Source organism: Halobacterium sp. R2-5, from assembly GCF_011734195.1.
Taxonomy (GTDB): domain Archaea; phylum Halobacteriota; class Halobacteria; order Halobacteriales; family Halobacteriaceae; genus Halobacterium.
The window spans coordinates 24969-46427 of the sequence record NZ_JAANTH010000001.1 but is presented as its reverse complement, the minus strand read 5'-3'; the positions used below and the strand labels follow the sequence as shown (position 1 = coordinate 46427).

At 63.9% G+C, this 21459-nt stretch carries 23 protein-coding genes; 14 read left to right on the top strand and 9 right to left on the bottom strand.

The window, feature by feature from the left end; genetic code table 11:
• Positions 1-20 precede the first annotated feature (20 nt).
• A complete protein-coding gene (hisA, locus tag G9C83_RS00260; RefSeq protein WP_167244131.1) occupies positions 21-743 on the bottom strand; it encodes a 1-(5-phosphoribosyl)-5-[(5-phosphoribosylamino)methylideneamino]imidazole-4-carboxamide isomerase in 723 nt (240 codons plus the stop codon).
• A gap of 145 nt (positions 744-888) precedes the next feature.
• Here hisA and fer2 point away from each other — a divergent pair, with 145 nt between their 5' ends.
• The 5 genes from fer2 (at position 889) to G9C83_RS00235 (ending at position 3731) form a co-directional block, all read left to right on the top strand.
• Entirely contained in the window at positions 889-1278 is a 390-nt protein-coding gene (fer2, locus tag G9C83_RS00255; RefSeq protein WP_167244130.1) for a ferredoxin Fer2, read from the top strand.
• A gap of 311 nt (positions 1279-1589) precedes the next feature.
• Positions 1590-2252: a bacterio-opsin activator domain-containing protein gene (locus tag G9C83_RS00250; protein WP_167244129.1), complete on the top strand. Its 663-nt coding sequence runs from the start codon at positions 1590-1592 to the stop codon at positions 2250-2252.
• 66 nt (positions 2253-2318) lie between these two features.
• Positions 2319-2666, top strand: a complete 348-nt coding sequence (locus G9C83_RS00245; RefSeq protein ID WP_167244128.1) for a hypothetical protein — start codon at positions 2319-2321, stop codon at positions 2664-2666.
• Between the two features lie 432 nt (positions 2667-3098).
• Positions 3099-3509, top strand: coding sequence for a hypothetical protein (locus G9C83_RS00240; RefSeq protein ID WP_167244127.1), 411 nt, complete (start codon positions 3099-3101; stop codon positions 3507-3509).
• 21 nt (positions 3510-3530) lie between these two features.
• Positions 3531-3731: a hypothetical protein gene (locus tag G9C83_RS00235; protein ID WP_167244126.1), complete on the top strand. Its 201-nt coding sequence runs from the start codon at positions 3531-3533 to the stop codon at positions 3729-3731.
• 365 nt (positions 3732-4096) lie between these two features.
• Here the strand turns inward: G9C83_RS00235 and G9C83_RS00230 are convergent, their stop codons facing one another.
• Positions 4097-5428 (bottom strand): hypothetical protein, encoded by a 1332-nt coding sequence (locus G9C83_RS00230; RefSeq protein WP_167244125.1) that lies wholly within the window; start codon positions 5426-5428, stop codon positions 4097-4099.
• Positions 5429-5587: 159 nt separating this feature from the next.
• On the opposite strand from G9C83_RS00230, the gene G9C83_RS00225 reads away from it, so the two are divergent.
• The 3 genes from G9C83_RS00225 (at position 5588) to G9C83_RS00215 (ending at position 7750) form a co-directional block, all read left to right on the top strand.
• Positions 5588-6328 (top strand): hypothetical protein, encoded by a 741-nt coding sequence (locus tag G9C83_RS00225; RefSeq protein WP_167244124.1) that lies wholly within the window; start codon positions 5588-5590, stop codon positions 6326-6328.
• Positions 6328-7050 carry a hypothetical protein gene (locus tag G9C83_RS00220; protein ID WP_167244123.1) on the top strand — a complete coding sequence of 241 codons (723 nt, stop codon included), beginning with the start codon at positions 6328-6330 and terminating at the stop codon, positions 7048-7050. Before G9C83_RS00225 ends, G9C83_RS00220 begins: the two co-directional genes overlap by 1 nt.
• A 109-nt stretch (positions 7051-7159) precedes the next feature.
• Positions 7160-7750: a hypothetical protein gene (locus tag G9C83_RS00215; RefSeq protein ID WP_167244122.1), complete on the top strand. Its 591-nt coding sequence runs from the start codon at positions 7160-7162 to the stop codon at positions 7748-7750.
• A 368-nt stretch (positions 7751-8118) separates the two neighbouring features.
• Here the strand turns inward: G9C83_RS00215 and G9C83_RS00210 are convergent, their stop codons facing one another.
• Positions 8119-9078: a site-specific DNA-methyltransferase gene (locus tag G9C83_RS00210; protein WP_167244121.1), complete on the bottom strand. Its 960-nt coding sequence runs from the start codon at positions 9076-9078 to the stop codon at positions 8119-8121.
• Positions 9079-9201: 123 nt separating this feature from the next.
• Between G9C83_RS00210 and G9C83_RS00205 the strand changes: the two genes are divergently transcribed.
• Positions 9202-9504 (top strand): winged helix-turn-helix domain-containing protein, encoded by a 303-nt coding sequence (locus tag G9C83_RS00205; RefSeq protein WP_167244120.1) that lies wholly within the window; start codon positions 9202-9204, stop codon positions 9502-9504.
• 185 nt (positions 9505-9689) lie between these two features.
• Here G9C83_RS00205 and G9C83_RS00200 read toward each other — a convergent pair whose 3' ends face one another.
• The 3 genes from G9C83_RS00200 to G9C83_RS00190 all read right to left on the bottom strand — a co-directional run bounded on the left by G9C83_RS00200 (position 9690) and on the right by G9C83_RS00190 (position 11993).
• A complete protein-coding gene (locus G9C83_RS00200; RefSeq protein WP_167244119.1) occupies positions 9690-10076 on the bottom strand; it encodes a hypothetical protein in 387 nt (128 codons plus the stop codon).
• Positions 10077-10227: 151 nt separating this feature from the next.
• Positions 10228-11376: a tyrosine-type recombinase/integrase gene (locus G9C83_RS00195; RefSeq protein WP_208288389.1), complete on the bottom strand. Its 1149-nt coding sequence runs from the start codon at positions 11374-11376 to the stop codon at positions 10228-10230.
• A complete protein-coding gene (locus G9C83_RS00190) occupies positions 11376-11993 on the bottom strand; it encodes a hypothetical protein (RefSeq protein ID WP_167244118.1) in 618 nt (205 codons plus the stop codon). The genes G9C83_RS00195 and G9C83_RS00190 overlap by 1 nt, the downstream gene beginning before the upstream one ends.
• Before the next feature lie 225 nt (positions 11994-12218).
• Here G9C83_RS00190 and G9C83_RS00185 point away from each other — a divergent pair, with 225 nt between their 5' ends.
• From G9C83_RS00185 to G9C83_RS00175, 3 genes are all read left to right on the top strand, one after another.
• A complete protein-coding gene (locus G9C83_RS00185; protein ID WP_167244117.1) occupies positions 12219-13160 on the top strand; it encodes an A24 family peptidase C-terminal domain-containing protein in 942 nt (313 codons plus the stop codon).
• Positions 13161-13191: 31 nt separating this feature from the next.
• Positions 13192-13557 (top strand): phosphoribosyl-AMP cyclohydrolase, encoded by a 366-nt coding sequence (hisI, locus tag G9C83_RS00180; RefSeq protein WP_167244116.1) that lies wholly within the window; start codon positions 13192-13194, stop codon positions 13555-13557.
• 499 nt (positions 13558-14056) lie between these two features.
• Entirely contained in the window at positions 14057-15190 is a 1134-nt protein-coding gene (locus G9C83_RS00175) for a hypothetical protein (RefSeq protein ID WP_167244115.1), read from the top strand.
• On the opposite strand, the gene glmM is transcribed toward G9C83_RS00175, so the two are convergent.
• Positions 15187-16551, bottom strand: coding sequence for a phosphoglucosamine mutase (gene glmM, locus G9C83_RS00170; RefSeq protein ID WP_167244114.1), 1365 nt, complete (start codon positions 16549-16551; stop codon positions 15187-15189). The genes G9C83_RS00175 and glmM overlap by 4 nt on opposite strands.
• A gap of 101 nt (positions 16552-16652) precedes the next feature.
• Here glmM and G9C83_RS00165 point away from each other — a divergent pair, with 101 nt between their 5' ends.
• Complete coding sequence (locus G9C83_RS00165; protein ID WP_167244113.1) at positions 16653-17486, top strand: hypothetical protein; 834 nt, start codon at positions 16653-16655, stop codon at positions 17484-17486.
• 25 nt (positions 17487-17511) lie between these two features.
• Positions 17512-18354 carry a ribose-phosphate diphosphokinase gene (locus tag G9C83_RS00160; protein ID WP_167244112.1) on the top strand — a complete coding sequence of 281 codons (843 nt, stop codon included), beginning with the start codon at positions 17512-17514 and terminating at the stop codon, positions 18352-18354.
• Between the two features lie 7 nt (positions 18355-18361).
• Here the strand turns inward: G9C83_RS00160 and G9C83_RS00155 are convergent, their stop codons facing one another.
• Positions 18362-19045 carry a hypothetical protein gene (locus tag G9C83_RS00155; protein WP_208288382.1) on the bottom strand — a complete coding sequence of 228 codons (684 nt, stop codon included), beginning with the start codon at positions 19043-19045 and terminating at the stop codon, positions 18362-18364.
• A complete protein-coding gene (locus G9C83_RS00150; RefSeq protein ID WP_167244111.1) occupies positions 19042-21456 on the bottom strand; it encodes a cation-translocating P-type ATPase in 2415 nt (804 codons plus the stop codon). The genes G9C83_RS00155 and G9C83_RS00150 overlap by 4 nt, the downstream gene beginning before the upstream one ends.
• Positions 21457-21459 lie beyond the last annotated feature (3 nt).

Here is a 21459-nt window from a genome sequence, read left to right as displayed (position 1 = left end):
CGGTGGTCGCAGAAGAGCTACTACAGCGCTTCCTTCGCTTCTTCGAGCGTAAACGACCCCTCGTAGAGGGCGGTACCGACGACGACGGCCGCGGCGCCCGCGTCGCGGAGGGCGAGCACGTCGTCGATGTCGGCGACGCCGCCGCTCGCGACGACCGGGATGTCGGCGCTGTCGGCGAGCCGGCGGACGGGCGCTGTCTCGACGCCCTCCTGCTGGCCTTCGACGTCGACGTTCGTGAACAGAATCGAGCCCGCGCCGAGGTCCTCGTAGCGCTGGGCGGCCTCCGCGGGGTCGAGGCCCGTGCCCTCCGTCCAGCCCTCGACGACGACCTCGCCGCCCTTCGCGTCGAGGCTCACCATCACGCTGCCCGGGTACTCCGCGCTGATCTCGCCGACGATTTCCGGGTTCTCGACGGCCGCCGTCCCGAGGATGACGCGGTCGACGCCGCGCTCCAGGAGCCCGGTGGCGTCGGCGACGCTGCGGATGCCGCCGCCGACCTGCACGTCCACGCTCGTCGCGTCGAGGATGCGCTCGACGGCGTCCGCGTTCCCGCGCTCGCCCTCGAACGCGCCGTCGAGGTCGATCAGGTGGAGTGTGTCCGCGCCAGCCGACGCCCAGCGCTCGGCGGCCGCCACGGGGTCGCCGTAGCGCTTCTCGGTGCCGCGCTCGCCCTGCACGAGCTGGACGACCTCGCCGTCCTGCATGTCGACCGCCGGAACGACCTCGAAGGACTCGAACGCCATGCCGTTGTGTCAGGCCGGGACCCCTAAAAGCATCCCGTCGCTGGCGAATCAGCGAAAATCGCGTCCGAGACGCTCGCCACGTCCGTTCCCAGCGCGCGAACCGAACAATAACTACTATGACTGCGGACCGCGAATCACTCGGACGATGCCGACGGTTGAATACCTCAATTACGAGACGCTGGACGACCAGGGCTGGGACATGGACGACGACGACCTCTTCGAGAAGGCGGCCGACGCCGGTCTCGACGACGAGGACTACGGCACCCTCGAGGTAGCCGAAGGCGAGTACATCCTCGAAGCCGCCGAGGCGCAGGGCTACGACTGGCCGTTCTCGTGCCGCGCCGGTGCGTGTGCGAACTGCGCGTCCATCGTGAAGAAAGGCGACATCGACATGGACATGCAGCAGATTCTCTCCGACGAGGAAGTCGAAGAGAAGAACGTCCGCCTGACCTGCATCGGCTCCCCGGCGGCCGACGAGGTCAAGATCGTCTACAACGCCAAGCACCTCGACTACCTCCAGAACCGCGTCATCTAACCAACAACGTTTAACACACGTTTAACACGGCGCCATTTTTCACCGCTGTTGTAGGCGCAAAACCGGATGCTCAATACGTTCAGCTTCCGCAAATGGGCGAATATCGTCCCTTATCTCAACTCGTTTGTAGAACTAATGGCCCGTACCTATCGAGGCTAGAGTTGATAGCACTATCTCTTTATTCAGAAGGACACATGAAAATTGACTCCTGAATCGGTAAGTGGGTGCGCGAGCCTACCTAACCGCCCGGCGACGACTAATTTCTTCTCATTCAGCCCCGGGCTTATCTCAGCGGAGACACAACGAACCACATGAGTGTTATCGCTGAATTCACGGTTCCCGCCGACGACTTCGGGTTGCATCATTCGCTGACCGCCGCCCCGGAGATGGTCGTCGAAATCGAACGCGTCGTCGCCACGATGGGCGACCGCATCATGCCGTACTTCTGGGTCAGCGGCGGCGACCAATCGGACTTCGAGGCCGCGTTCGAAGCCGACGAATCGGTCACCAACACCACGCTCGTCGACGAGGTCGAAGATGGCATTCTCTACCGCGCCGAGTGGACGCAGAACGTCGAGTCAATCGTCTACGCCTACACCGACATCGGCGCGACCATCCTCGAAGCGACCGGGCGGGACGAGCAGTGGGAACTCCAGATGCGCTTCGACGACCACGAAAAGGCCTCGCAGTTCCAAGAGTACTGCGCTGAAAACGACATCTCGTTCGACCTCAACCGGATATACCAACAGGAGCAACCGATGGCGAGCGCCCAGTACGGCCTGACGCCCAAGCAACGCGAGACGCTGGTCACGGCGCTCGAACACGGCTACTACGATGTTCCTCAAGAGACGACGATGGCCGACCTGGCGGGAGAACTAGACATCTCCCAGCAAGCCCTCTCGAAGCGGTTACATCACGGACACAAGGGCCTCATCACGAGCGCCCTGACCGTCAGCCATCCAGACGACGAGTAGCGCCCTTATCAACGAGTGGTGAAGACAACCTCGTGGTGTTTCCGAATATGGCTCCTCCACTATGATATGTCCAACACTCTGGAGAACACGGAAGTCAGTACGACGGTCGCCAGGTGCCTCGCTCGGTCACGGCGCCGGTACGTACTGCACCGATTGAACGAGACGGAGACGCCGCTGGCACTGGCCGACCTGGCGGAGGACATCGTTGACTGGGAGGCTGACTCGTCACAGGCTGACTCTGCCGAGGGAATCAAGCGCGTGCAGGTGGCGCTGCATCACGTCCACCTCCCGATGCTGGCGGAGGCAGACCTCGTCGAGTACGACGCGGCACAGCGGGCGGTGAAGCTGGCGGACTGTCCGCAGGAATTGTTCGAGGGCGACCAGGGGTTGCCCGCCGTAACCCCGTCCAAATGAAGGACAAAAGCGAGAGGCGGGACGACGAACCAACAGCAAAGCGGGTCGCGTGTCCGTCATGCAACGATAATACATTCGCAACCGTCCCGAAGGGAACAACGATTGTCGATGGTGACGAAGCCGGTGACGGGACAGTATGGGCAATCTGTACGGACTGCGAGAATCGGTTCCTCGTCTACTACCAGAACGATACGTAGCTTCGCTGTACTGAGCGGCAGTTTTATTCTCAAATTTCAGTAAAGAACCTGTATCATCACCTACTGGTGGGTTTCCTCCATAGTCATCGTCTTTTCACGGGAAGGGCGTCTGGAAGGGGTCGTCAGTGTCTATTTAGGTATGTACAGCCGTCTCTGAGTGGAGACGTTGGTACACGTATCGTCCACATCTTACCACCACCGCACCTTTGCACTAAGAATATGACTATTGACAAATATGTACGACAAACACCGGCGAATCCTCGCGGGCATCGAGCGACTGAGCGCTGCCCAAGATGACGAGAAGGCAGGCGTCCGCATCGACCACCTTTCACGTGCCACTGGATTTTCGAATAAGACTATCAACAACGCCCTCCGAACGCTCTCTCCGGAGTACGTTGAGGTCGTCGGCCGTGCACACCGGGTCGGTGACAAACGCCCCAATCCCAAGGTTCTCTCCCTGACTGAAGCAGGCAAGGAAATCGGCATAGAGACCAGCGTCGAACTTGAGAATCACGACCCCATTTGGGCGATGCGAACCGCGCTCAACGACTTGTACGCGCGTGTCACGGAGCTTGAAGAAGCGAATGCTAACATCGTGCACCGCCAGCAGAAGCTGGTTGAAATGCTCCTTGATTCGGACGCTTGAATCAACCCTAGTCTACCTGATATGGTATCCAATGACCGCTGGAACGACGTATTGACCGCCATCAAAGAACAAGGATTTGTTCACGCCGACGATGTCCCTGTCCCAGTCGCGAACGCTCTGTGTGACCGAGGATGGCTTATTCGCATCGACGACCGTTACTATCTCGATGAAGTACAGGCTCGGCAGAACGCCGCCGACAAGGATGGCGACGGCGAGGAGTGACCATCAAGGGTGGGATGGGTTGCTTCCCGGCCGAGAATTGTTCTCGACATCCTCTACTCGGATGCTAAGGAGTACTGAAGTGGCTAATTTCGGCGGTATTGTGTTGTTGTAGCTGTGTTGGCTGCTCTTAGACACCGGCTACAGCCTCCTCACTACACTACATAACACAACAACAACTATACAACTATTGTTACTACTACTACTACTACTAATAACCACACCGCCCCCACAACACCCCCTCTAATTCCACCCCAATCGCTAATTTTGGCTCCTCTTCCCGATTTCATCGTCTTAGATTCACACCAGAACTCCCTGCCTGTACCATAGCCGGGCTGCAAGCAACCCACCCCACCCCCTTTAGAGAATCAGAACTCGAGCGTCGAAGGAGTCTCCTCACCGCGTCGAAATTCGATTGATTGCGGCGTCTTTCCTTGCTCCACGGCCCGTTCATATGCATCCTCTATGTCTTGGCCGCCAGGGCTACTGATGTCGTCTCGAGTGGTTTCCAGTACTGTACGGATACGGTTTAGTTTAGACACGTGATGTTCGGACTCCACGTCCGCGTCCTCGACTGTATCCGCTGTGATTGTCACGAGGGGCAGGTATCGGTTGATGGCGTCCAACAGGTGCTTTCCACGATAGATGGCCGTCACCGAATCGCTGTGCGTCCAGTCCACTGACGCGAGGTCGTGGCCAATGCTAGTGACCTTCGCTACCATCCTCGCCCACATCTCTGCCTGACTGTGCTTCCCTTGGTGGTACAGTAACAATTTGAGGTCATCTAGCTCATCATCCTCGAAATTCAGCGGCTGGTTCCGATTCGTCAGCCCGGAAGCTTGAGGCAGGTTGTGTTCGCCCATTTCGTCCGCTACGATTTTAGCGGGAGCGATGGCTAATGGCCCAGCAGCCGTTTCAGCGTGTTCAATGATGGCATCCTTGTCCTTCCTCTTTCGCCGGGTCTTCTCGATGCCAAACAGGGCCTCGTCATTGCGGTATAGGCTTTCTCTCGTGATTTCCCCGTGCGTTCGGACAAGTGCAGCGAGGAGCCCGCGTCGAGTCTCCCAGTCCACCTCCTCGGTCTCGCTCACGAACTGGATGATTTCCGTTTGCGAGATTTCTATGTCTGAATCGGTCATCGTGATGGTGGACCAGTCTGCGAGGTCGCCATCTTCAGTCACCTCGACTTTATCCACGCGGGCATCGGTTTCGTCGTAGCTACGGTCGACATCGCCCGCGTCGATGATGTCGTGCATCCGGCGGATTTGTGTGTGCTTGCGAATTTCAGCCTCGACAGCATTCGCTAGTGTCACTCCATACTCGTTCTTGTTCAGGTCGTCTGTGAATTCCTCTATCACTGTTTTTGGCGCACTGAACCCCAGAGCGCGCTTTTCATTCTTCGACAGGGTCGTGTAGTCGACGTACTGGCGGTAGTTCCACGCGGATACGTTTTCGTCGGCGTCCTCCCAGTCGTAGTCGGTCTTCAAGCGCTCCCACGTTCGGTGCGCCGGGTCGTCGGGGTCGTCCGCCATCCAACTGGTCATCGCCCGAGTGCAGACTGTCCCGATGTGCTGTGTAGTACCGTATCGTCCGATGACGTAGGACCGCAGGGATTTGATGGTGTCTTTAGGCAGATACCAAGACTTGGATGTCACCTCCTGCTCGTCGTCGAAAATCCGCCAAGGCTCTAGATTCGTCATATATGCCATATAGAGGAATTAACATATGAGTGTTCTGCCAAATCCCTAGTCATGACTGTCAAGAACAGTCGCCGGGTGTAAGTAAATCGTATTATTCCGAGTTAAAATGAATCTATCCTGTATTACTGCACTTACATCAATGGTCTTTCGTACTGACCTGTGCAGACACCTGGATTTAACGAGGATTGGTTCAATCCGAACGCGAACCTCCCCTACGGAGTACAGCCCGAGGAGGTCCGAACAGCAATCAAGGAATTCTACGATTTCTATGACGACCTGAATCGGTTCCTGATGCGAGAGGACCACGGGCGCATTGAGACCGTTCTGCGCGCGAACAACGCACTCTCAGACTTCATTGGGAACGTCGCAACTGAGGAACTCGCGCAGGCCAGCGATGCACTCATCGCGAACCAGAAGCAGGATGGCTTCCCAGACATCCTGCCAGTTGACAATGAGGAGTACGCCGCGCAGGATTTCGAAATCCACCACGGCGATGAGGGCATTGAAACGAAGTGTAGCAAGTCAAGCGGTGGGTGGCAGGCCCACAACAATGAGGAAGCGTGGTTTGTCGTGTTCCGGTACACGCGCGGTGACCCCGAAGCTGACCTAGATGATATGGAGCCAATTCGTCTTGTGCAGGTTCTCGCCGCCAGCCTCAACGAGGACGACTGGTCGCACTCAGGCCGGAGCGAAGACTCCCGGCGGACGATAACCTCGTCTATCATCGCGTCGGGGATGTACAAACTCCGAAGCAACCCCATCTACGAGGACCCGGATGCCATCACTGGCCGGGGTGAGGAACTTGTCGAATACAAACAGCGGCACGCAAGCTTTGACCCGACGTACGCCGAGAAGAACCCGGAGCTTGTGACCGAGCAGAAGACGTTGGGTGATGATTGATGGAGAAGCCGCAGTTCCGCGAGCGGTACCTAAACGAGAATGCGTGGCTTCCGCTGGGGCTGGAGATAGACCACATTCGGCAAGCGATTAAGGCGGTCTACGACCGCTACCATCAGGTAAATGAGTTCCATATTGAGGAGTTCGGCACGCGGTTCTATGACGAGTTCCGTGCGATGAACGCCGTGGGGGATTACGTCGGCCACCAATTCAACAACGCACTTATCGAGCAGATGGAAACACTCGAACACAATCCGCATGACGACCGTCGCCCTGACATCATCCACAGTGGATTCCGGGCAGCTGCGGAGAACCGGGACAAATCCATCGTAGACGGCATTGAACAGAAGGCAGCGCACTACCGGAGCTTCTTCACTAGCCATAACGAGTCCCCCACGAATATCCTGTTCCTTCAGTATCGCGTGAACGCACAGGGCGAGATACCGGAGGATGAGGAACCGTTTGAGTTCACGCAAATTCTGGTGGCTGATGGCGGGAAGTACAACTGGGAGTTTGAGGACCGAGGACAAGGGTCGAACACTACGTGGCGGGCGGCGGACGACTTGAAGGATGCTCTCCGTTCAAACCCCTTGTACCAGAACCCGGAATCCATCTGCCAGAACGAACATGTTGAGCGGTATCGACGGATACAGGCCTCTTTTGACCCGGTGTTCGCGGAGTCTAACCCTGAGTACGTCTCGGAAGAGCCTGAGATGGCAATCTGATGGGGCCTCAGGTTGCTTTACAGTAGCTATGGTCTGCTAATCAATTTGTAGGCGGAAAGTCGGCCACCCAACGAATTAACTATTCGGAGACGGAACCACCAACTATCCAATGAGCACGGTGAACCAGGAACCACTGGGTAGTGTTGCCGAGTGGGCAAAAACGCTACTGGGGCGCTTTATCGCCAGTAGCCTTGTCATCGGTTCCCTTGTCGCTGTTGCGAGCTCCCCCGCTCTTATCGTCCTTCCCCGGCTCGGTGACCTTGCAGTCAGCTTTGGCTGGCTCGCCATTGTCGGTGTTTTCCTCCCTTTCCTCAACCTCGATTTAGACGAAGATGATACTGAACTCCTCGTTTCCTTGATGGAGAGCATTGAGAGCGCTACCCGTCGTGAGATGCTCCTCTACTTTATGAGCTACTTGCTCGTTCTTGTTTCGGCGCTCAGTGTCCTGGTTCTCGTCACTGGGACCATCGCCTCCCTTCTCGTAAGTTGGACGAGTGTGGGCCTAATCGGGGTTGGCACGGCCATTTTTTACCCGTCTATTGACATCTGGGTTGGAGACCGCTTTGGTTGGAACATCGCTTCAACGGGAGCAATCCTCGCAATGGCAGTTCTCTATCTCGTCGCGCCTATCTATCGAACAAATACATCTATCCCTCAAAACGCGGCAAGGGACGCACGGTCATTTATTCTGAGCCATTGACTGGTGCCGTGAAAGTGCATACGGTGAAGATTTTTGCGATACCTATGAAGAAGAACAACCAAAGCCCGTTATGAGTATTTGGACCAAGCAAATCGCGAACAGCACTAATCGGAAATAGCCACATCACTACCTGCACAAGAAGCCAACTCAGAACGAGCGCAGCACTGAGTTCTGCGACCCCCTTCGTTAATAGTCCAAGAAACCACCTTCCACTCCCACCCTCCTCAATGGCGTCAGCTGTCCATTGTCGGATGCCCATTCCAGTGTCTCAACTCGTTGTTTGGACTCATTAGGACGGGCCAATAAACATATCGCCACCTGCCCTTCCTCTCCTTCGAAAGGGGAATTCCAGATACCTAACCAGGCTATTATTTTCCGAAGTCGCTGAGAGACCGCGACTGTGTGCGATGTTCCTCCACATCGTCTCGCTTCTCGATTTCTGTCGGGACTTCTGCAAGTTTTGGGATGGCATTCTGCGCCATCTCAAAGAATGTCTCGTCGAGTTCGATGCCTACCGCATCGTAGCCGAGGGCGTGGGCAGCCGCGATGGTCGAACCGGAGCCCATGAAGGGGTCGAGGATGGTCCCTTCGCGAAGTGGGAGTGCGGCGTGGCAGAGTTCACGCATCAACTTCTGAGGCTTCAGGTTCGGATGAGCTTCTGCCTCCTCTTCGCCGCCGGGGTGGGAGTTCTTGACGATTTGAGTCTCCTCCTTCGGAGTCTTCCCGTTCCCGAGCAAGTCGGTGAACGGCCGTTCGTCCGACTCTCGGCGGAGGCCCCCTGTCTGCCAATTATCTAGGTTGTCCTGTAAACGCCCTTCCAGTGGTTTCCGATACAGCAGCCACGGCTCCCAGTACACGCGCGGCATCGATGATACCATGTCGTATCGTTCGTGTGCGCCCTTAGGCCGGTCGCCTCCCCGGAGCGTCTTCGTTTCGCGAACAAGAACATCCCGTCGCTCAAGACCGGCTTCATCCAGTTGTTGGGAAACCTCGTGCATCAGCAACTGAGTGCACGCAACGAACACGTGCCCTCCAGGACGAAGCACGCGTTCAACCGACTCCCCGAACTGGCGGAAGAAGTTTCGGAGGTCCTCTTTGTCGCTTTCGGAGAGGGTGGTGAAACGAGGCAGAGGCTTCCGTTTATTGCCGTCGAGTTCTGGCGGGATTCTCCAGACACCGCCCGACCCCTCTCGCATCTTTTCCACGTTCGCAGTTTGGAATTCAACGACGCCATACGGAGGGTCGGTAACCACTGCGTGAATTGAGTTCTCCTCAAACTCCTCCTCTAGGACCTGAAAGGAGTTCCCCTGATAGAGGTCGTAACCCATTGCACGGTTGTTCGTACTCATTGGCTTAATCTCTCTGCTCCCACGCTACGAAACGGGGGTGTAAGTAGTTTGAGGTAGAATGTAGGTAACGACATGCAGTGCCGTTGGTAAGCCGGTGGTAGAATGGGCCAAGTCGAGGAGAGCGCATCGTTCGTCGTGCGCTCGCCGAACCGGACAATGGTGCTTCAACGACTCGCAGAAGGAGCGGCTATCCCCTCACAAATTCGTGAGGATACCGGCCAAGAATACTCGCGTATTTCGGAGGCGCTGAACGCACTTCGCGAGCGAGACCTCGTTGAGTTAGTTGTAGATGAGGACACGAAACGTGGGCGGTTGTACGCTGTGAGCGACCACGGCAAGGAAGTTCTCCAATTCATGGACGAGAATGGGATGTTGGACGACTCAAATCAGTATGGACGGCGATGAAGCGATTCACCAAGGCAAGGCAGTAACAGGATTACAGCCCGCGAGCATGTGCTATGACCGTTTTCCCGCACCCATAGGGAGAACTAACTACCGGCGTGGTCATATCTGGTGGTCAAGTCAGCATTGCAGCTTCTCGTTACTGGATTTACCCTACCTTCAGTCGCTCAAATTTGGTTATCCGCCGCTCAGATGATGGCTGCGAACAGAATCAATTCAGGATACGTGACCGACCCGTAATACAGGCCGTACAGGTATCCGGGCAAATAGACGATGCTCAGTACGGCAACAGTGAGGCCTCCGACAATGTTCTGCCACAAATGCGCGTACGTTGTAGAATCGACGAACGCTTGCATCATCATCCAGGGATAGCCGACGAGAATCCGTTCGATGGCCGGCAGAAAATGGGTGTTTACAAGCGCTTGGTCAGCACCCGGAACGAATGGCGACATCACGTATACTAGCGTAGCGGCAATGCCACCGTAAAGCACGATTTTGGGCGTCATATACCCCAAAAACGCAACACCGATTGCCCCCGCGACCGCCCATCCTGCGATGACTGCTGCCTCGGTCACACCGCTGAGAATCCACCCTATCATTCACGCTAACGAAGGCGCTATATCACCAAGTAAATGTATTCTGTCTGACTCGACATCTTCAAAATCTCGACATAGATGGCCGCCGCAGGGGGTATCACAACTGGAGCAATCGCCCCCTGTGTTGACCCTATTCAGGACCGGCTTCGAGGGCGTAATCTAGGCCTGCCTTCGGGTCGTTCTCAACGTAGATGTCCTCTGTGATTTGAACAGAGGAGTGGCCCATTTGTTGGGAGACCTCCCAAAGCCGTGCTTGACCATCTGCCCCTGGTGCCTCGTTTATCATATACGAACCGTAGCCGTGACGCACGTTGTGTGCCGTAATCTTCCACCGATTCGGCTTCGGCTTCTTAGTCTCGGGGTCAATCGGGGCGTTGGCGTCTCCGTACATCTTCCGGTTAATGCCCGCGCGGTCGGCAGCTTCGATGACAATGTCGTTAATTCGCGACCCTGATAGCTGCGCACCACGCTCGCCAACGAACACGTAATCGTGTGGAGCAGCCTCGTCGTCAACGATACCTAGCATCTCGTCTCGGTGTCCACCATCAAGCCATAAATCGAGGAGTCCATCGAGCGACTTCTGGTAGCCTACGTACCGCTCCTCCCCATTTTTAGCGTTCTCCGCCCGGATGTGGATGACGCGACCGTCTCGGTCAATGTCCGTGGTGAGCAGCCCCGATTGCTCGCCTCGACGAATTCCTGTTTGCCACATCATCCGGATGATGCACTGGTCACGAACCCGATGCCGGCCGACGTTTTCCTCCATCAGGCGTACGTCGTCCTGGGAAACAGCGTAGGATTCGTCCTCACCGAGCTTGTCGGACTGGGCCGTACCCTTCGTCATCCCCCACTTCTCCTCCTTCTTGCCGTCCCACTTCTCCATTGGATTCGAGTCGATGAGCGTCATCGTGACGAAGTACTCATACATCGCGTGAATCCGGTCCCAGCGGTATCTGGGTGTAGTTCCGTTGAACTCGTGGGAAATTGCGCGTCCGAGCCGATTCGCATCAGCAATCGTGAGGTCAAGCGGAGACTCGATGGCGGGTCGCGTCTGCTCTTCCTCTCCAGCCTCATCCCCAGGGGTATGCTTGCCGAGATTCGGCTTCGAGACGGGGTTATCTAACCACTCGTCAAACCACCTGATGTCCTGTTCGTATCTCCCAGTAGATGACGTGTCGCGCTTATGGTCGGAGTCGTCATCCGTGCCGGCGTCTAGGTCGTCGGCGTAGTCGCGTATCTCGGTGCGGCAGTCCTCTAGGGCACGATACCGTCGCGCCATCAGTCGTCCTCCGTCTTGAAGTACCGGCGCTCGCTGACGCGGATGTCCACAGGTTCGCCGGCTACCTCAATGTCGTAGCCACCCATTGACGATGTGACGTACTCTACGTCGGGGAAGTAGTCTAGCATCCGCATACACGCCTTCCGCACTTGTGCTTCGTCCGCCCCGAAGTAGTTCGCCCACACGGACGGCGAGGAAATGAGTTGGGTCTGGCTGTGGTCGCTTTGCTGTTCACTCGTGAGTGCGCGGGCTACCTCTTCCATCCCGGGAAGGTCGTCAGTGTCATTGTAAACGGGAAGCGCTGCGTAAATCTCTCTTGCCAGCTTGTCTACGTCGTCATCGGTATCTGTCGCGGAGTCAATCGCGACCACGTGATTTTCCATCCGGTCGAGCCGCTCGTGAACACCGCTGAGTGCAACGTCCATCGCGTCTACCAACTCATCCGTCTCTATACTAGCCTCCACGCCGTCTCCCTCGCCATTGATGTGCCGGTGCGCGAGGACGCGAAGCATCCGCGAGGCACTATCAAACTCGTTGTGCTCTTCGGCATACTGCTCAAATTTCTGCTTCTCCGCCTCTGTTACGCGGACCCCAATTGTTTCTGTTCGGTTAGCCATTTTGAGCGATACTCCACCACACGCGGCGTTTTGTGTTAAACCCTCGCTTCACAACAACAGGGAGAACCGCGTCATCTAAACCGGACGCGGCCGCTGGCGACCCCGATTTTTTGCGAGCAGCCGTCCACCGAGGACGGCGGTATCTCTCTCGCCGCTGGCGTAGCCCTGCCGCCGTGCTGACGCCAAGGACAACACCTAAGCCGGCGGCGTGCCCGACACCGGGTAGTGGACGCCTCGATACCCGACCTCCTGCGGTTGCTGGTCGTGCCGGCGCTCGGGTGGGCGGCGCTCCGGGACGTGCGGACGCGCCGCGTCCCGAACGACCTCTGGGGGCCGCTCGTCCTGCTCGGCGGCGTACTCGTCCTCTGGGAGGGGCTGCTGGCGCTCGGCACGCCGAACGCGTTCCGGCCGTTCGCGATTCGCGTCGCGTTCAGCCTGCTGTTCGTCGTGCCGCTGGCGTACGCGTTCTGGTACGTCGGCGGGTTCGGCGGTGCGGACGCCCGCGCGTTCATGACGCTCGCGGTGGTCTACCCGACGTACCCGACGTACGAGCTGCTCGGGTACTCGCTGCCCGCGGTGGAGACGTACCTCGGCGTGTTCTCGCTGACGATTCTCACGAACACCGTCCTGCTCGGGCTGGCGTACCCGCTCGCGCTCGGCGTCCGGAACGCCCTCGGCGGAGAGTTCTCGGTCGTGATGTTCGTCGGTCGCCGCGTCCCCGTCCTCGAACTCACGGACACCCACGGCAGCCTCCTCGAGACCGAGTCCGGGTTCACCCGCGACGGCCTCGACCTGGACGCGCTCCGGATGTACCTCCGGTGGCGCGGCCTCACGCTCGACGACCTCCGCGAGAACCCCGGGCTCCGCGACCCCGCCACGCTCCCGGACGACCCCGCGGACCCGACCGACGGCGCGGTGGTCACGGACGGCAGCGGCGACCCGTGGGGCGCCGCGGCGTTCCTCGACGACATCGAGGGCTCCGCGTACGGCACCACGCCCGCGGACCTCCGCGAGGGCCTCGACGTCGTCGTCGACAGCGAAGACGTCTGGGTCACTCCCGGCGTGCCGTTCATCGTCCCGCTGTTCGTCGGTCTGCTGCTCGCGCTCACCGCCGGCGACGTGCTCTTCTGGACGATGGACGCCCTCGGCCTCGTGGCGGGGACGTAACCGCTAACCGGCCGGCCGCCCTCGCCCCGGTATGGACATCGCAGTCGACCTCGACTTCGGCGACGACGGCCTCGTCCCCGTCGTCGCGCAGGACGTCGAGACCGAGGAGGTCGTGATGCTCGCGTACGCGAACCGCGAGGCCGTCGAGCAGACCGCCGAGACGGGGCGCGCGCACTACTACTCCCGGTCCCGCGACGAACTCTGGGAGAAGGGCGCCACCAGCGGCCACACCCAGGAGATCGAGGACGTGCGCGTCGACTGCGACGGCGACGCGCTGCTGTACCGCGTCCGCCAATCGGGCGGTGCCTGCCACACCGGCTACCACTCCTGCTTCCACCGCACCCTCGACGGCGAGGTCCACGGCGAGAAGGCCTTCGACCCCGACGACGTGTACTGATTCTGGTTTTTCGGGTGGGCTTGTTCTCACGGAGATAGTTTTCTCGACCTCGAAAAGCCCCGGCAGGCTACGGTCGCGCGACTCGCTGTGCTCCTCGGCCTTCGGCCTGCGGTGCTTGCTTCGTCGTGCTTCCCGTAGCCTGCCGCCCCTTTCAGCCCCACCCACTGTCGGCTGGTCAACCGGTAGCGGGGAGGACTGAAAGGGGCGAGGCTGTAGACGAAGGCGTGCGACGCAAGCACTGGACCGAGCGTAGCGAGGGAAGCGCGTGGTTCGAGAGAGCTAAGCTCTCTCGTCACTGAGCGAATCGAAGATTCGCGAGGGCGGCGAACGCAAAGCGTTCGCCTGCTCCCGAAAGAGCGCTGTGCGCTCTTTCGGCGACAGCGAGCGCACCGAGTCTACAGCCTCGGGGCTTTCGAGGAAGCATCGTTACGTCAGTCACTCTCGGATTTCGCTCACTCGCACAGAAAGCCTATCAGCGCGAGCGTCCACGTTCGACGTAATGCCCGACGCGCAGGCCGCCCGCGGCTCGGACCCCTCCGGCCTCGTCGCCGAGCTCGAGACAGCCCGCGACGCTCGCGACGACGCCCGCGAGGCCGTCGACGAAATCGGCGAGTCCCGGCTCCGCGACCTCCGGGAGGCGCTGGGCGGCCTCGAACGGCTGTTCGACCAGTACGAGGCGGACGCGACCGGTACGGGAGACTTCAAGTCGTACATCGACTTCCAGGACGACCTCGTGGCGTTCGTGGAGGATTTGGACGACGACCTCCCGGAGCGGGAGACGTTCGAGTCGCTGCTGGACCTGTTCAAGAAGAAGCGGCTCTCGGAGAGCGACTTCGCGGAGGCCCGCGATCGGCTCTCGGACGCCCGCGACCTCGTCGGTCGGCTGGACGCGCTCGCGGACGCCGAAGACGAGTACCGGAAGGCGCGCGCGCGAGCGGAGGAGCGCGCCGACGAGTACGCCGCGGAGGTCGAGGCCCTCGAACGCCTCCAGCGGCTGGGGGACGCGGACCTCGACGCGCCCGTGGGGACGCTCCGGGACCCGATCGAGCGCTACGACGAGGGCGTTCGGGCGGCGTTCCGGGAGTTCCGGGAGGCCGCGCCCGCCCGCGAACTTCTCGGGTTCGTGGAGACCGCGCAGTCGTACCCGCTGGTGGGATTCGACCCGGTGCCGGCGGACCTCGCGGCGTTCGTCGAGGACCGCGAGGCCGGCACCGAATCCCTCGCCCAGCTCCTGGAGTACGCGGAGTACTCGCCGTCGAAGCTCGACCACTACGTCGCGGCGCCGCGCGCGCTGAAGCGCGCGGTCGGCGGCAACCGCACGTACCTCGAACGCCTCGACGCCGAGCCGCTGACGGTCGGGTGGCCGCCCGCGCCCGCCGAGGAACTCCGCTACCGGCTTGACGAACTCGTCTCCGTAGTCGACAGATTCGCGGACGAGGACGTGCTCGCGGCGCTGCACACCGTCCGGGGGCGCGTGCGGGACGACGACTACGAGCGGCTGCGGACCGCCGGCGTCGCCGAGCACGAGCTCACGGACGAGGAGCGCGAGCGAATCGAGTCCGGCGTCGAGGAAGACCTCGCAGCCGCGCGGGACGCAGAACGGGAGCTCAGAGACGCGCTCCGGGACCTCTAGACGCCGGCCTTGGCGGCGCGGAGCGCGGCGGCGAACTCGTCGGCGAGGGACTCCGCGCGCTCGGCGTCGGTGGACTCGGCGTAGATGCGGACGACCGGCTCCGTGCCGGAGGGCCGCGCGAGCACCCACGCGTCGCCGAAGTCCAGGCGATAGCCGTCGATGGTGGTGCGGTTGGCGTCCGCGTCGAGCGCGCGCTCCTCGGCAGCGCCGAGCAGCGCCTCGCGCTCGGCGTCGTTCTCGTAGCGGACGTTCACGCGGACGTTGTGGTAGTCGCCGTACGGCTCGACGACCTCGCTGACGGGCTGCTCGGCGGCGAGTTCGAGGAAGCGCGCGCCAGTGTACGCGCCGTCGCGGGTCGTCCGGTAGCCCGGGAAGATGACGCCGCCGTTGCCCTCGCCGGCGACCGGGACCGTCTCGCCCTCGGATTCGAGCTGGCGGATGCGGGTCATGATGTGCGTGCTCCCGATGGGCGTCAGTTCGAGCGTCGCGCCCGTGCGCTCGCAGACGTCCACGAGGCGCTGGCTGACGTTCACCGCGGAGACCGTGGTGTCGTCCTCGTCGAGTTCGGCCTCCGCGAGCGCCGCGAGCGTGGCGTCGCCTTCGACGTACTCGCCGCGTTCGTCGAAGAAGATGGCGCGGTCGGCGTCGCCGTCGTGGGCGATGCCGACGTCCGCGTCCGCGGCGCGCACGAGCCGCCCGAGGTCGGCGAGGTTCTCCTCGACGGGCTCGGGGTCGCGGCCGGGGAACGAGCCGTCGGGCTGGCTGTTCACGGTGACGACCTCGCAGCCGAGCCGGCGGTAGAACTCGGGGCTGGTGAGCGCGCCCGCGCCGTGGCCGGGGTCGAGCGCGACCGTGAGGTCCGCGTCCGCGATGGCGTCGCGGTCGACCGCGTCGAGGAGCTCTTCGACGTACTCGCGGCGCGCGCGCTCGACGTCGACGTCCGCGCCGACCGCGCCCCAGTCGACGGCCTCGTACTGCTCGGTGAGGAACTTCCGCTCGACGTGCTCCAGTTCGTCGACCGGGAGTTCGACGCCGTCCGGACCGACGAGCTTCACGCCGTTGTACTCCGCGGGGTTGTGGCTCGCCGTGATCATCACGGCGGGCACGCCCTCGCGCTCGGCGTACGCCTGCACCCCCGGTGTCGGCACCACGCCGAGCCGGTCGACGTCCGTGCCGACGCTCTGGAGGCCACTAGTGGCGGCGTTCACGAGCATCCGTCCGGTCGTCCGCGTGTCGCGAGCGACGGCCACACGGTCGGCCCGCCACACCGACCCCGCGGCCTTCGCGACGCCCTGCACGAACTCCGGGGTGAGCTCCTCGTTCGCCACGCCCCGGGTGCCGCTCGACCCGAACACTTTCATGCGCGTTCCTCGGGACGCGCGCGCCTAATCGCTTCCGAACCGGGCGAGCAGTGTGCGGCGCAACCGCAACGCTAACGCTGCCCCGCGAGACGCGTTCAGGTATGCCGACCATCCGCGAGAAGCGCGTCTACACCGACCAGTCCGAGACCGTCGACGCGTACGTCGCCGCCGACCTCGGCGTCGCGGTCGCCCGCGTCTCGCAGGACAAGATCGGCGAGTTCAGTCTCGTCGAGCGCTGCACCGCGCGGGACGTCGCCGCGACCGAGCGCGGCGTCGCGGCCGCGACCACCGAGGACGTGCTCGTCGAGAGCGGCGACGGCTTCGAGGAGACCGGGTTCGGGCCGGCGGTCGCGGTCACGGACTACGCGGGCGACGTGCTCGCGGCGAGCGAGGACGGCCACCTCGCGCGCTACAACGGGGAGTGGGCGGACATCGGTAGTCTCGACGGCGAGGTGCGCGCGCTCGACGCGGACCTCGTCGCCGCCGACGACGGCGTCCACCGCGTCACCGACGACGACCTCTCCGCAGTCGGATTGGACGACGCCCGGGACGTCGCAGCCGCCGGCGTCCCGCTCGCCGCAACGCCCGACGGCCTCTACCAGCTCGGCGCGGGCTGGATGCACACCGCGGACGGCGCCTTCGAGGTGGCCGTCAGCGACCCCGTGACGGCGAGCGCGGACGGCCTCGGGCGTGCGCACGCCGCGACCGCGGACGACCTCTTCGAGCACGCGGCGCGCGAGGACGCCGACGCGTGGCGGCCCCGCGACCTCCCGGTCGACGACTCGGTCACGGACGTCGCGTACACCACGGACGGCGTCGTCGTGCTCACCGCGGGCGGCGCGCTCGCCGCCGACGTCGGCGACGGGTTCCGACACCGCAGCCTCGGGCTGCGGGACGCCGCCGCGCTCGCCGTCGTCGCCGAAGGAAACGCGTAAGCCGCCGGCTGACCACGCGTCTGGTATGATACTGAGCGGGTCCGCGACCCAGCAGCTCGCCGCCGAGCTCGCGGCGGCGCTCGGCGACGACCTCGGTCGCGTCGAGTACGAGTCGTTCCCCGACGGCGAGCAGCTCGCGCGCGTGCCGCCGGTCGACGGCCGCGCAATCGTCGTCGCCTCCACCGTCTCCAGCGACGCCCACGTGGAGCTCCTGCAGCTACAGGACGCCGCCCGCGAGGCCGGCGCCAGTGAGGTCGTCACCGTGATTCCCTACATGGGGTACGCCCGGCAGGACGAGGCGTTCGAGCCCGGCGAACCCGTCTCCGCGCGCGCCGTCGCCCGCGCCGTCTCCACGGGCGCCGACCGCGTCGTCACGGTCTGCCCGCACGAGCAGAAGGTTCTCGACTTCTTCGACGTGCCCGCCGTCGGCGTCGACGCCGCGCCGCGGCTCGCTGACCCGCTGCCCGCGGACCTCACCGACCCGGTCTTCCTCGCGCCCGACGCCGGCGCCACCGCACTCGCAGAGTCCGTCCGCGACGGCTACGGCGCCGGCGAGACCGACCACTTCGAGAAATACCGCCACTCCGGCAGCGAGGTCACCGTCACGCCCAGCGACGTCGACGTCGCCGGCCGCGACGTCGTCGTCGTCGACGACATCATCGCCACCGGCTCAACGATGAGCCAGGCGGTCGGCGAGCTCGACGACCCCGCCCGCGTCTACGTCGCGTGCGTCCACCCGCTGCTCGCCGGGAACGCCCGCCTCAAGCTCGCGAACGCCGGCGTCGAAGCGGTCTACGGCACCGACACCATCGAGCGAGCGGTCTCGACGGTGAGCGCCGCGCCCGCGATCGCGGACGCGCTGGACTGAGAGTTCCTCACCGCAGCCGCGCGAGCGCCGCGGCGTCCGGCCGCCAGACGAGCAGCCCGACGGCGAGCAGGAACGCGGCCGTCGAGAGGTCGTACGACCACGCCGACGCCCCGCCCACTGCGACGGCGCCGCCGGTGACGCTGGAGGCGACCGCGGCGACGACGGGGAGCGCACAGCTCACGCAGGAGAGCGCGCCGGCGAGCGCGCCCGCCGGGCTCGCGGTGGCGTCCACGACCGTGGCGGCGACGAGGTACGCGAGCGCGACGTACCCACCGACTAGGTACGGCGTCGGCGCGACCCGCAGCGGACCGAGGTCGGCGACGACCAGCGGTCCCCACCCCGGCGGCAGCTGCCAGTAGACGGTGACGCCGCCGGCGGAGTGGGACGGCGCGACGACGCCGCCGACCCACGCGAGTACGAGGAAGTACGCGACGCCCGCGGCCGCCGCGAGCAGGCGCCGACGCCGCTCACCCGGTGCGAGCTCGGTCCGCCAGACCGCCAGCACCGCGACGTTCACCCACGCGAACGGGTAGAGGAGGTACCGCGGCGCGGTCACGCCGACGGGCGTCGTCGCGAGGTACGCGGCCAGCGCGGCGCCCTCCAGGACGCAGAGGCCGACGAAGACGGCCGCCGTCTCCGGACGCGGCCGGACGCGCCGCCACGCGCCGGCGAGTGCGGTGGACGCGGTCACGCGTCGACCACCTCCCCGGAGTGGACCTCGACGCGCCCGGCGTCGCGTGCGTCCGCGTCCCCGTCGCGGTCGTCGCCGAGCAGCGAGCGAGTGGAGTTCCCGACGACGAGCAGGCTGCTGGTCGCCATCGCGGCCGCCGCGAACAGGGGGTTGAGCACGCCCGCGACCGCCAGCGGGACGGCGACCGCGTTGTAGAGGAACGCCCACCCGAGGTTCTGCGTGATGCGGCCGTTTGTCGCCCGCAGGAGGTCGAACGCGCGCGGCACCGCGCCGAGGTCGTCGGTCGTCACGACGGCGTCGGCGGCGTCGGCGGCGAGCGCGGTGTGGTCGAGCGCGACGCCGAGGTCGGCGGCGGCGAGCGCGGGCGCGTCGTTGACGCCGTCGCCGACCATCGCCACCGTCTCGTCGCGCGCGAGCCGGCGCACCACCTCCGTCTTCCCCTCCGGCGGGACGCCCGCGAACACCTCGTCGACGCCGGGATGGTCGCGGAACGTCGCGGCCGCGGCGCGGTCGTCGCCCGTGAGGACGACGACGCGCCGGTCTTCCGACAGCGCGGTCACGACGTCGCGCCACTCCGCCCTGGGTTCGTCGCCCGCGACGACGACGCCCTCCGCGCGGCCGTCCCAGCCGACGAGAACGGGCACGTCGCCGGCTTCCCGGGCGGCTTCGGCGCGCGCCGCGAACTCTTCGGGGACCGTCCAGTCGCGCGCGTCGAACAGCGCCGCGCGGCCCGCGAGGACTGTCCGCTCGCGGTCGCCGTCGGCGACGCGCGCGGTCACGCCGTCCCCGGGGACGCGCTCGAACTCGACGACGTCGACGTCGGCCGCGTCCGCGTCGTCGGCGATCGCGGCGGCGACGGGGTGGTCGGCGTACTGCTCGACGGCCGCCGCCAGCGGCGGGACGCGGTCGTCGCCGCGCCAGTCGCGGACGCGCATCTCGCCGGTGGTGAGCGTCCCGGTCTTGTCGAACGCGACGACGTCGGCGTCCGGCGCGGCTTCGAACGCCGACGCGTCGGTCACGACCACGCCGTCGTCGAGGGCCTCTCGGACGCCGCGGGCGACCGCGAGCGGGGTCGCGAGCCCGAGCGCGCACGGACACGACACCACCAGCACGGACAGCCCGACCAGCAGCGCGGCGTCCGGGGCCGCGCCCGCGAACAGGTGCCAGGCCGTCGCGGCGGACGCGAGCACGACCACGAGCGGGACGAACACCGCGGCGACCCGGTCGGCCAGCCGCTGGGCGCCCGGGCGCGTGCTCTGCACGTCCCAGAGCGCTCGCACGACGCGGTCGAGCGTGCTCGCGGCGTCCTCGCCGACGCGCACGACCAGCCGCCCCTCTCGGAGCACGGAACCGCCGACCGCGTCGTCGCCCGCCGAGCGCCGCACCGGCCGGGACTCGCCCGTGACGAGGGACTCGTCGACGACCGCCGTCCCCTCGGCGACGACGCCGTCGACGGGCACGCGGTCCCCGGACGCGACGACGACCTCGTCGCCGGCGTCGAGGTCGTCCACGGAGACCGTCTCGGTGCCGTCCGCGGTGCGGCGGACGGCGTCGTCGACGCGGTCGGCGGTGAGGTCGGCGAGCCGCGTGGTCGCGCCGCGCTTCACGCGGTCCTCGTAGTAGTCGCCGACGGTGACCGCGAGCACGATGACGACCGCGACGTCGTAGTAGACGTCCGTGCCGCCGCCGAGGACCACGACCGTGCTGTACGCGTACGCGGCCGCCGCGGCGACGCCGACGAGCAGGTCCATGTTCGGGCGGCCGGCGCGCACGCTCACGAACGCGCCGCGGAACAGCGGGTAGCCGGTGTACCCGAGGACGACGGTCGCCATCAGCCAGACGTTCCCGAACAGGTACGCGCCCGCGCTCCCGGAGAGGTCGACGAGGAGGTTCTCGGGGGAGACGCCGAGGTAGACCGGGTAGAGGAAGAGCACGTACCACAGCATCGTCATCATCCCGAAGAACCCGCCGACGAGCAGCCGGCCGACGGCGACGTCGTCGTCGCGCTCGCCGACCTCGCGCTCGCCCGCGCTGTAGCCGAGGCCGTCGACGGTGTCCGTGAGGCCGTCGCGGTCGACGACCGACGGGTCGTAGGTGAGCTTGACCGACTCCGTCGGGTAGCTCGCGGACGCCGCGAGCACGCCGTCGTGGCTCGTCGCTCGCGACTCCACGAACGCCTCGCAGGTCGCGCAGTGCATCCCCGACACGGAGAGGAACGCCGTCTCGCCGTCCGCGTCGTCGGGATCGGCGCCGCGGTCGAGGGCGTCCGCGGCGGCCTCGGCGTCAGCGTCCGCCGGCGCGTCGGTGCTGCGCGCGACCTCCAGACAGCCGCGACAGCAGTACTCGCCGTCGACGTCGGCCGCGGTCACGGGTCGGTCGGGCGTCGGTAGCCCGCAGAGCGTACACGACATGGT

Coding starts and splice junctions, on each gene's coding strand:
- hisA (WP_167244131.1), bottom strand. CDS start 743: ATGGCGTTCGAGTCCTTCGAGGTCGTTCCGGCGGTCGACATGCAGGAC.
- fer2 (WP_167244130.1), top strand. CDS start 889: ATGCCGACGGTTGAATACCTCAATTACGAGACGCTGGACGACCAGGGC.
- G9C83_RS00250 (WP_167244129.1), top strand. CDS start 1,590: ATGAGTGTTATCGCTGAATTCACGGTTCCCGCCGACGACTTCGGGTTG.
- G9C83_RS00245 (WP_167244128.1), top strand. CDS start 2,319: ATGTCCAACACTCTGGAGAACACGGAAGTCAGTACGACGGTCGCCAGG.
- G9C83_RS00240 (WP_167244127.1), top strand. CDS start 3,099: ATGTACGACAAACACCGGCGAATCCTCGCGGGCATCGAGCGACTGAGC.
- G9C83_RS00235 (WP_167244126.1), top strand. CDS start 3,531: ATGGTATCCAATGACCGCTGGAACGACGTATTGACCGCCATCAAAGAA.
- G9C83_RS00230 (WP_167244125.1), bottom strand. CDS start 5,428: ATGACGAATCTAGAGCCTTGGCGGATTTTCGACGACGAGCAGGAGGTG.
- G9C83_RS00220 (WP_167244123.1), top strand. CDS start 6,328: ATGGAGAAGCCGCAGTTCCGCGAGCGGTACCTAAACGAGAATGCGTGG.
- G9C83_RS00215 (WP_167244122.1), top strand. CDS start 7,160: ATGAGCACGGTGAACCAGGAACCACTGGGTAGTGTTGCCGAGTGGGCA.
- G9C83_RS00210 (WP_167244121.1), bottom strand. CDS start 9,078: ATGGGTTACGACCTCTATCAGGGGAACTCCTTTCAGGTCCTAGAGGAG.
- G9C83_RS00205 (WP_167244120.1), top strand. CDS start 9,202: ATGGGCCAAGTCGAGGAGAGCGCATCGTTCGTCGTGCGCTCGCCGAAC.
- G9C83_RS00195 (WP_208288389.1), bottom strand. CDS start 11,376: ATGGCGCGACGGTATCGTGCCCTAGAGGACTGCCGCACCGAGATACGC.
- G9C83_RS00190 (WP_167244118.1), bottom strand. CDS start 11,993: ATGGCTAACCGAACAGAAACAATTGGGGTCCGCGTAACAGAGGCGGAG.
- hisI (WP_167244116.1), top strand. CDS start 13,192: ATGGACATCGCAGTCGACCTCGACTTCGGCGACGACGGCCTCGTCCCC.
- G9C83_RS00175 (WP_167244115.1), top strand. CDS start 14,057: ATGCCCGACGCGCAGGCCGCCCGCGGCTCGGACCCCTCCGGCCTCGTC.
- glmM (WP_167244114.1), bottom strand. CDS start 16,551: ATGAAAGTGTTCGGGTCGAGCGGCACCCGGGGCGTGGCGAACGAGGAG.
- G9C83_RS00165 (WP_167244113.1), top strand. CDS start 16,653: ATGCCGACCATCCGCGAGAAGCGCGTCTACACCGACCAGTCCGAGACC.
- G9C83_RS00160 (WP_167244112.1), top strand. CDS start 17,512: ATGATACTGAGCGGGTCCGCGACCCAGCAGCTCGCCGCCGAGCTCGCG.
- G9C83_RS00150 (WP_167244111.1), bottom strand. CDS start 21,456: ATGTCGTGTACGCTCTGCGGGCTACCGACGCCCGACCGACCCGTGACC.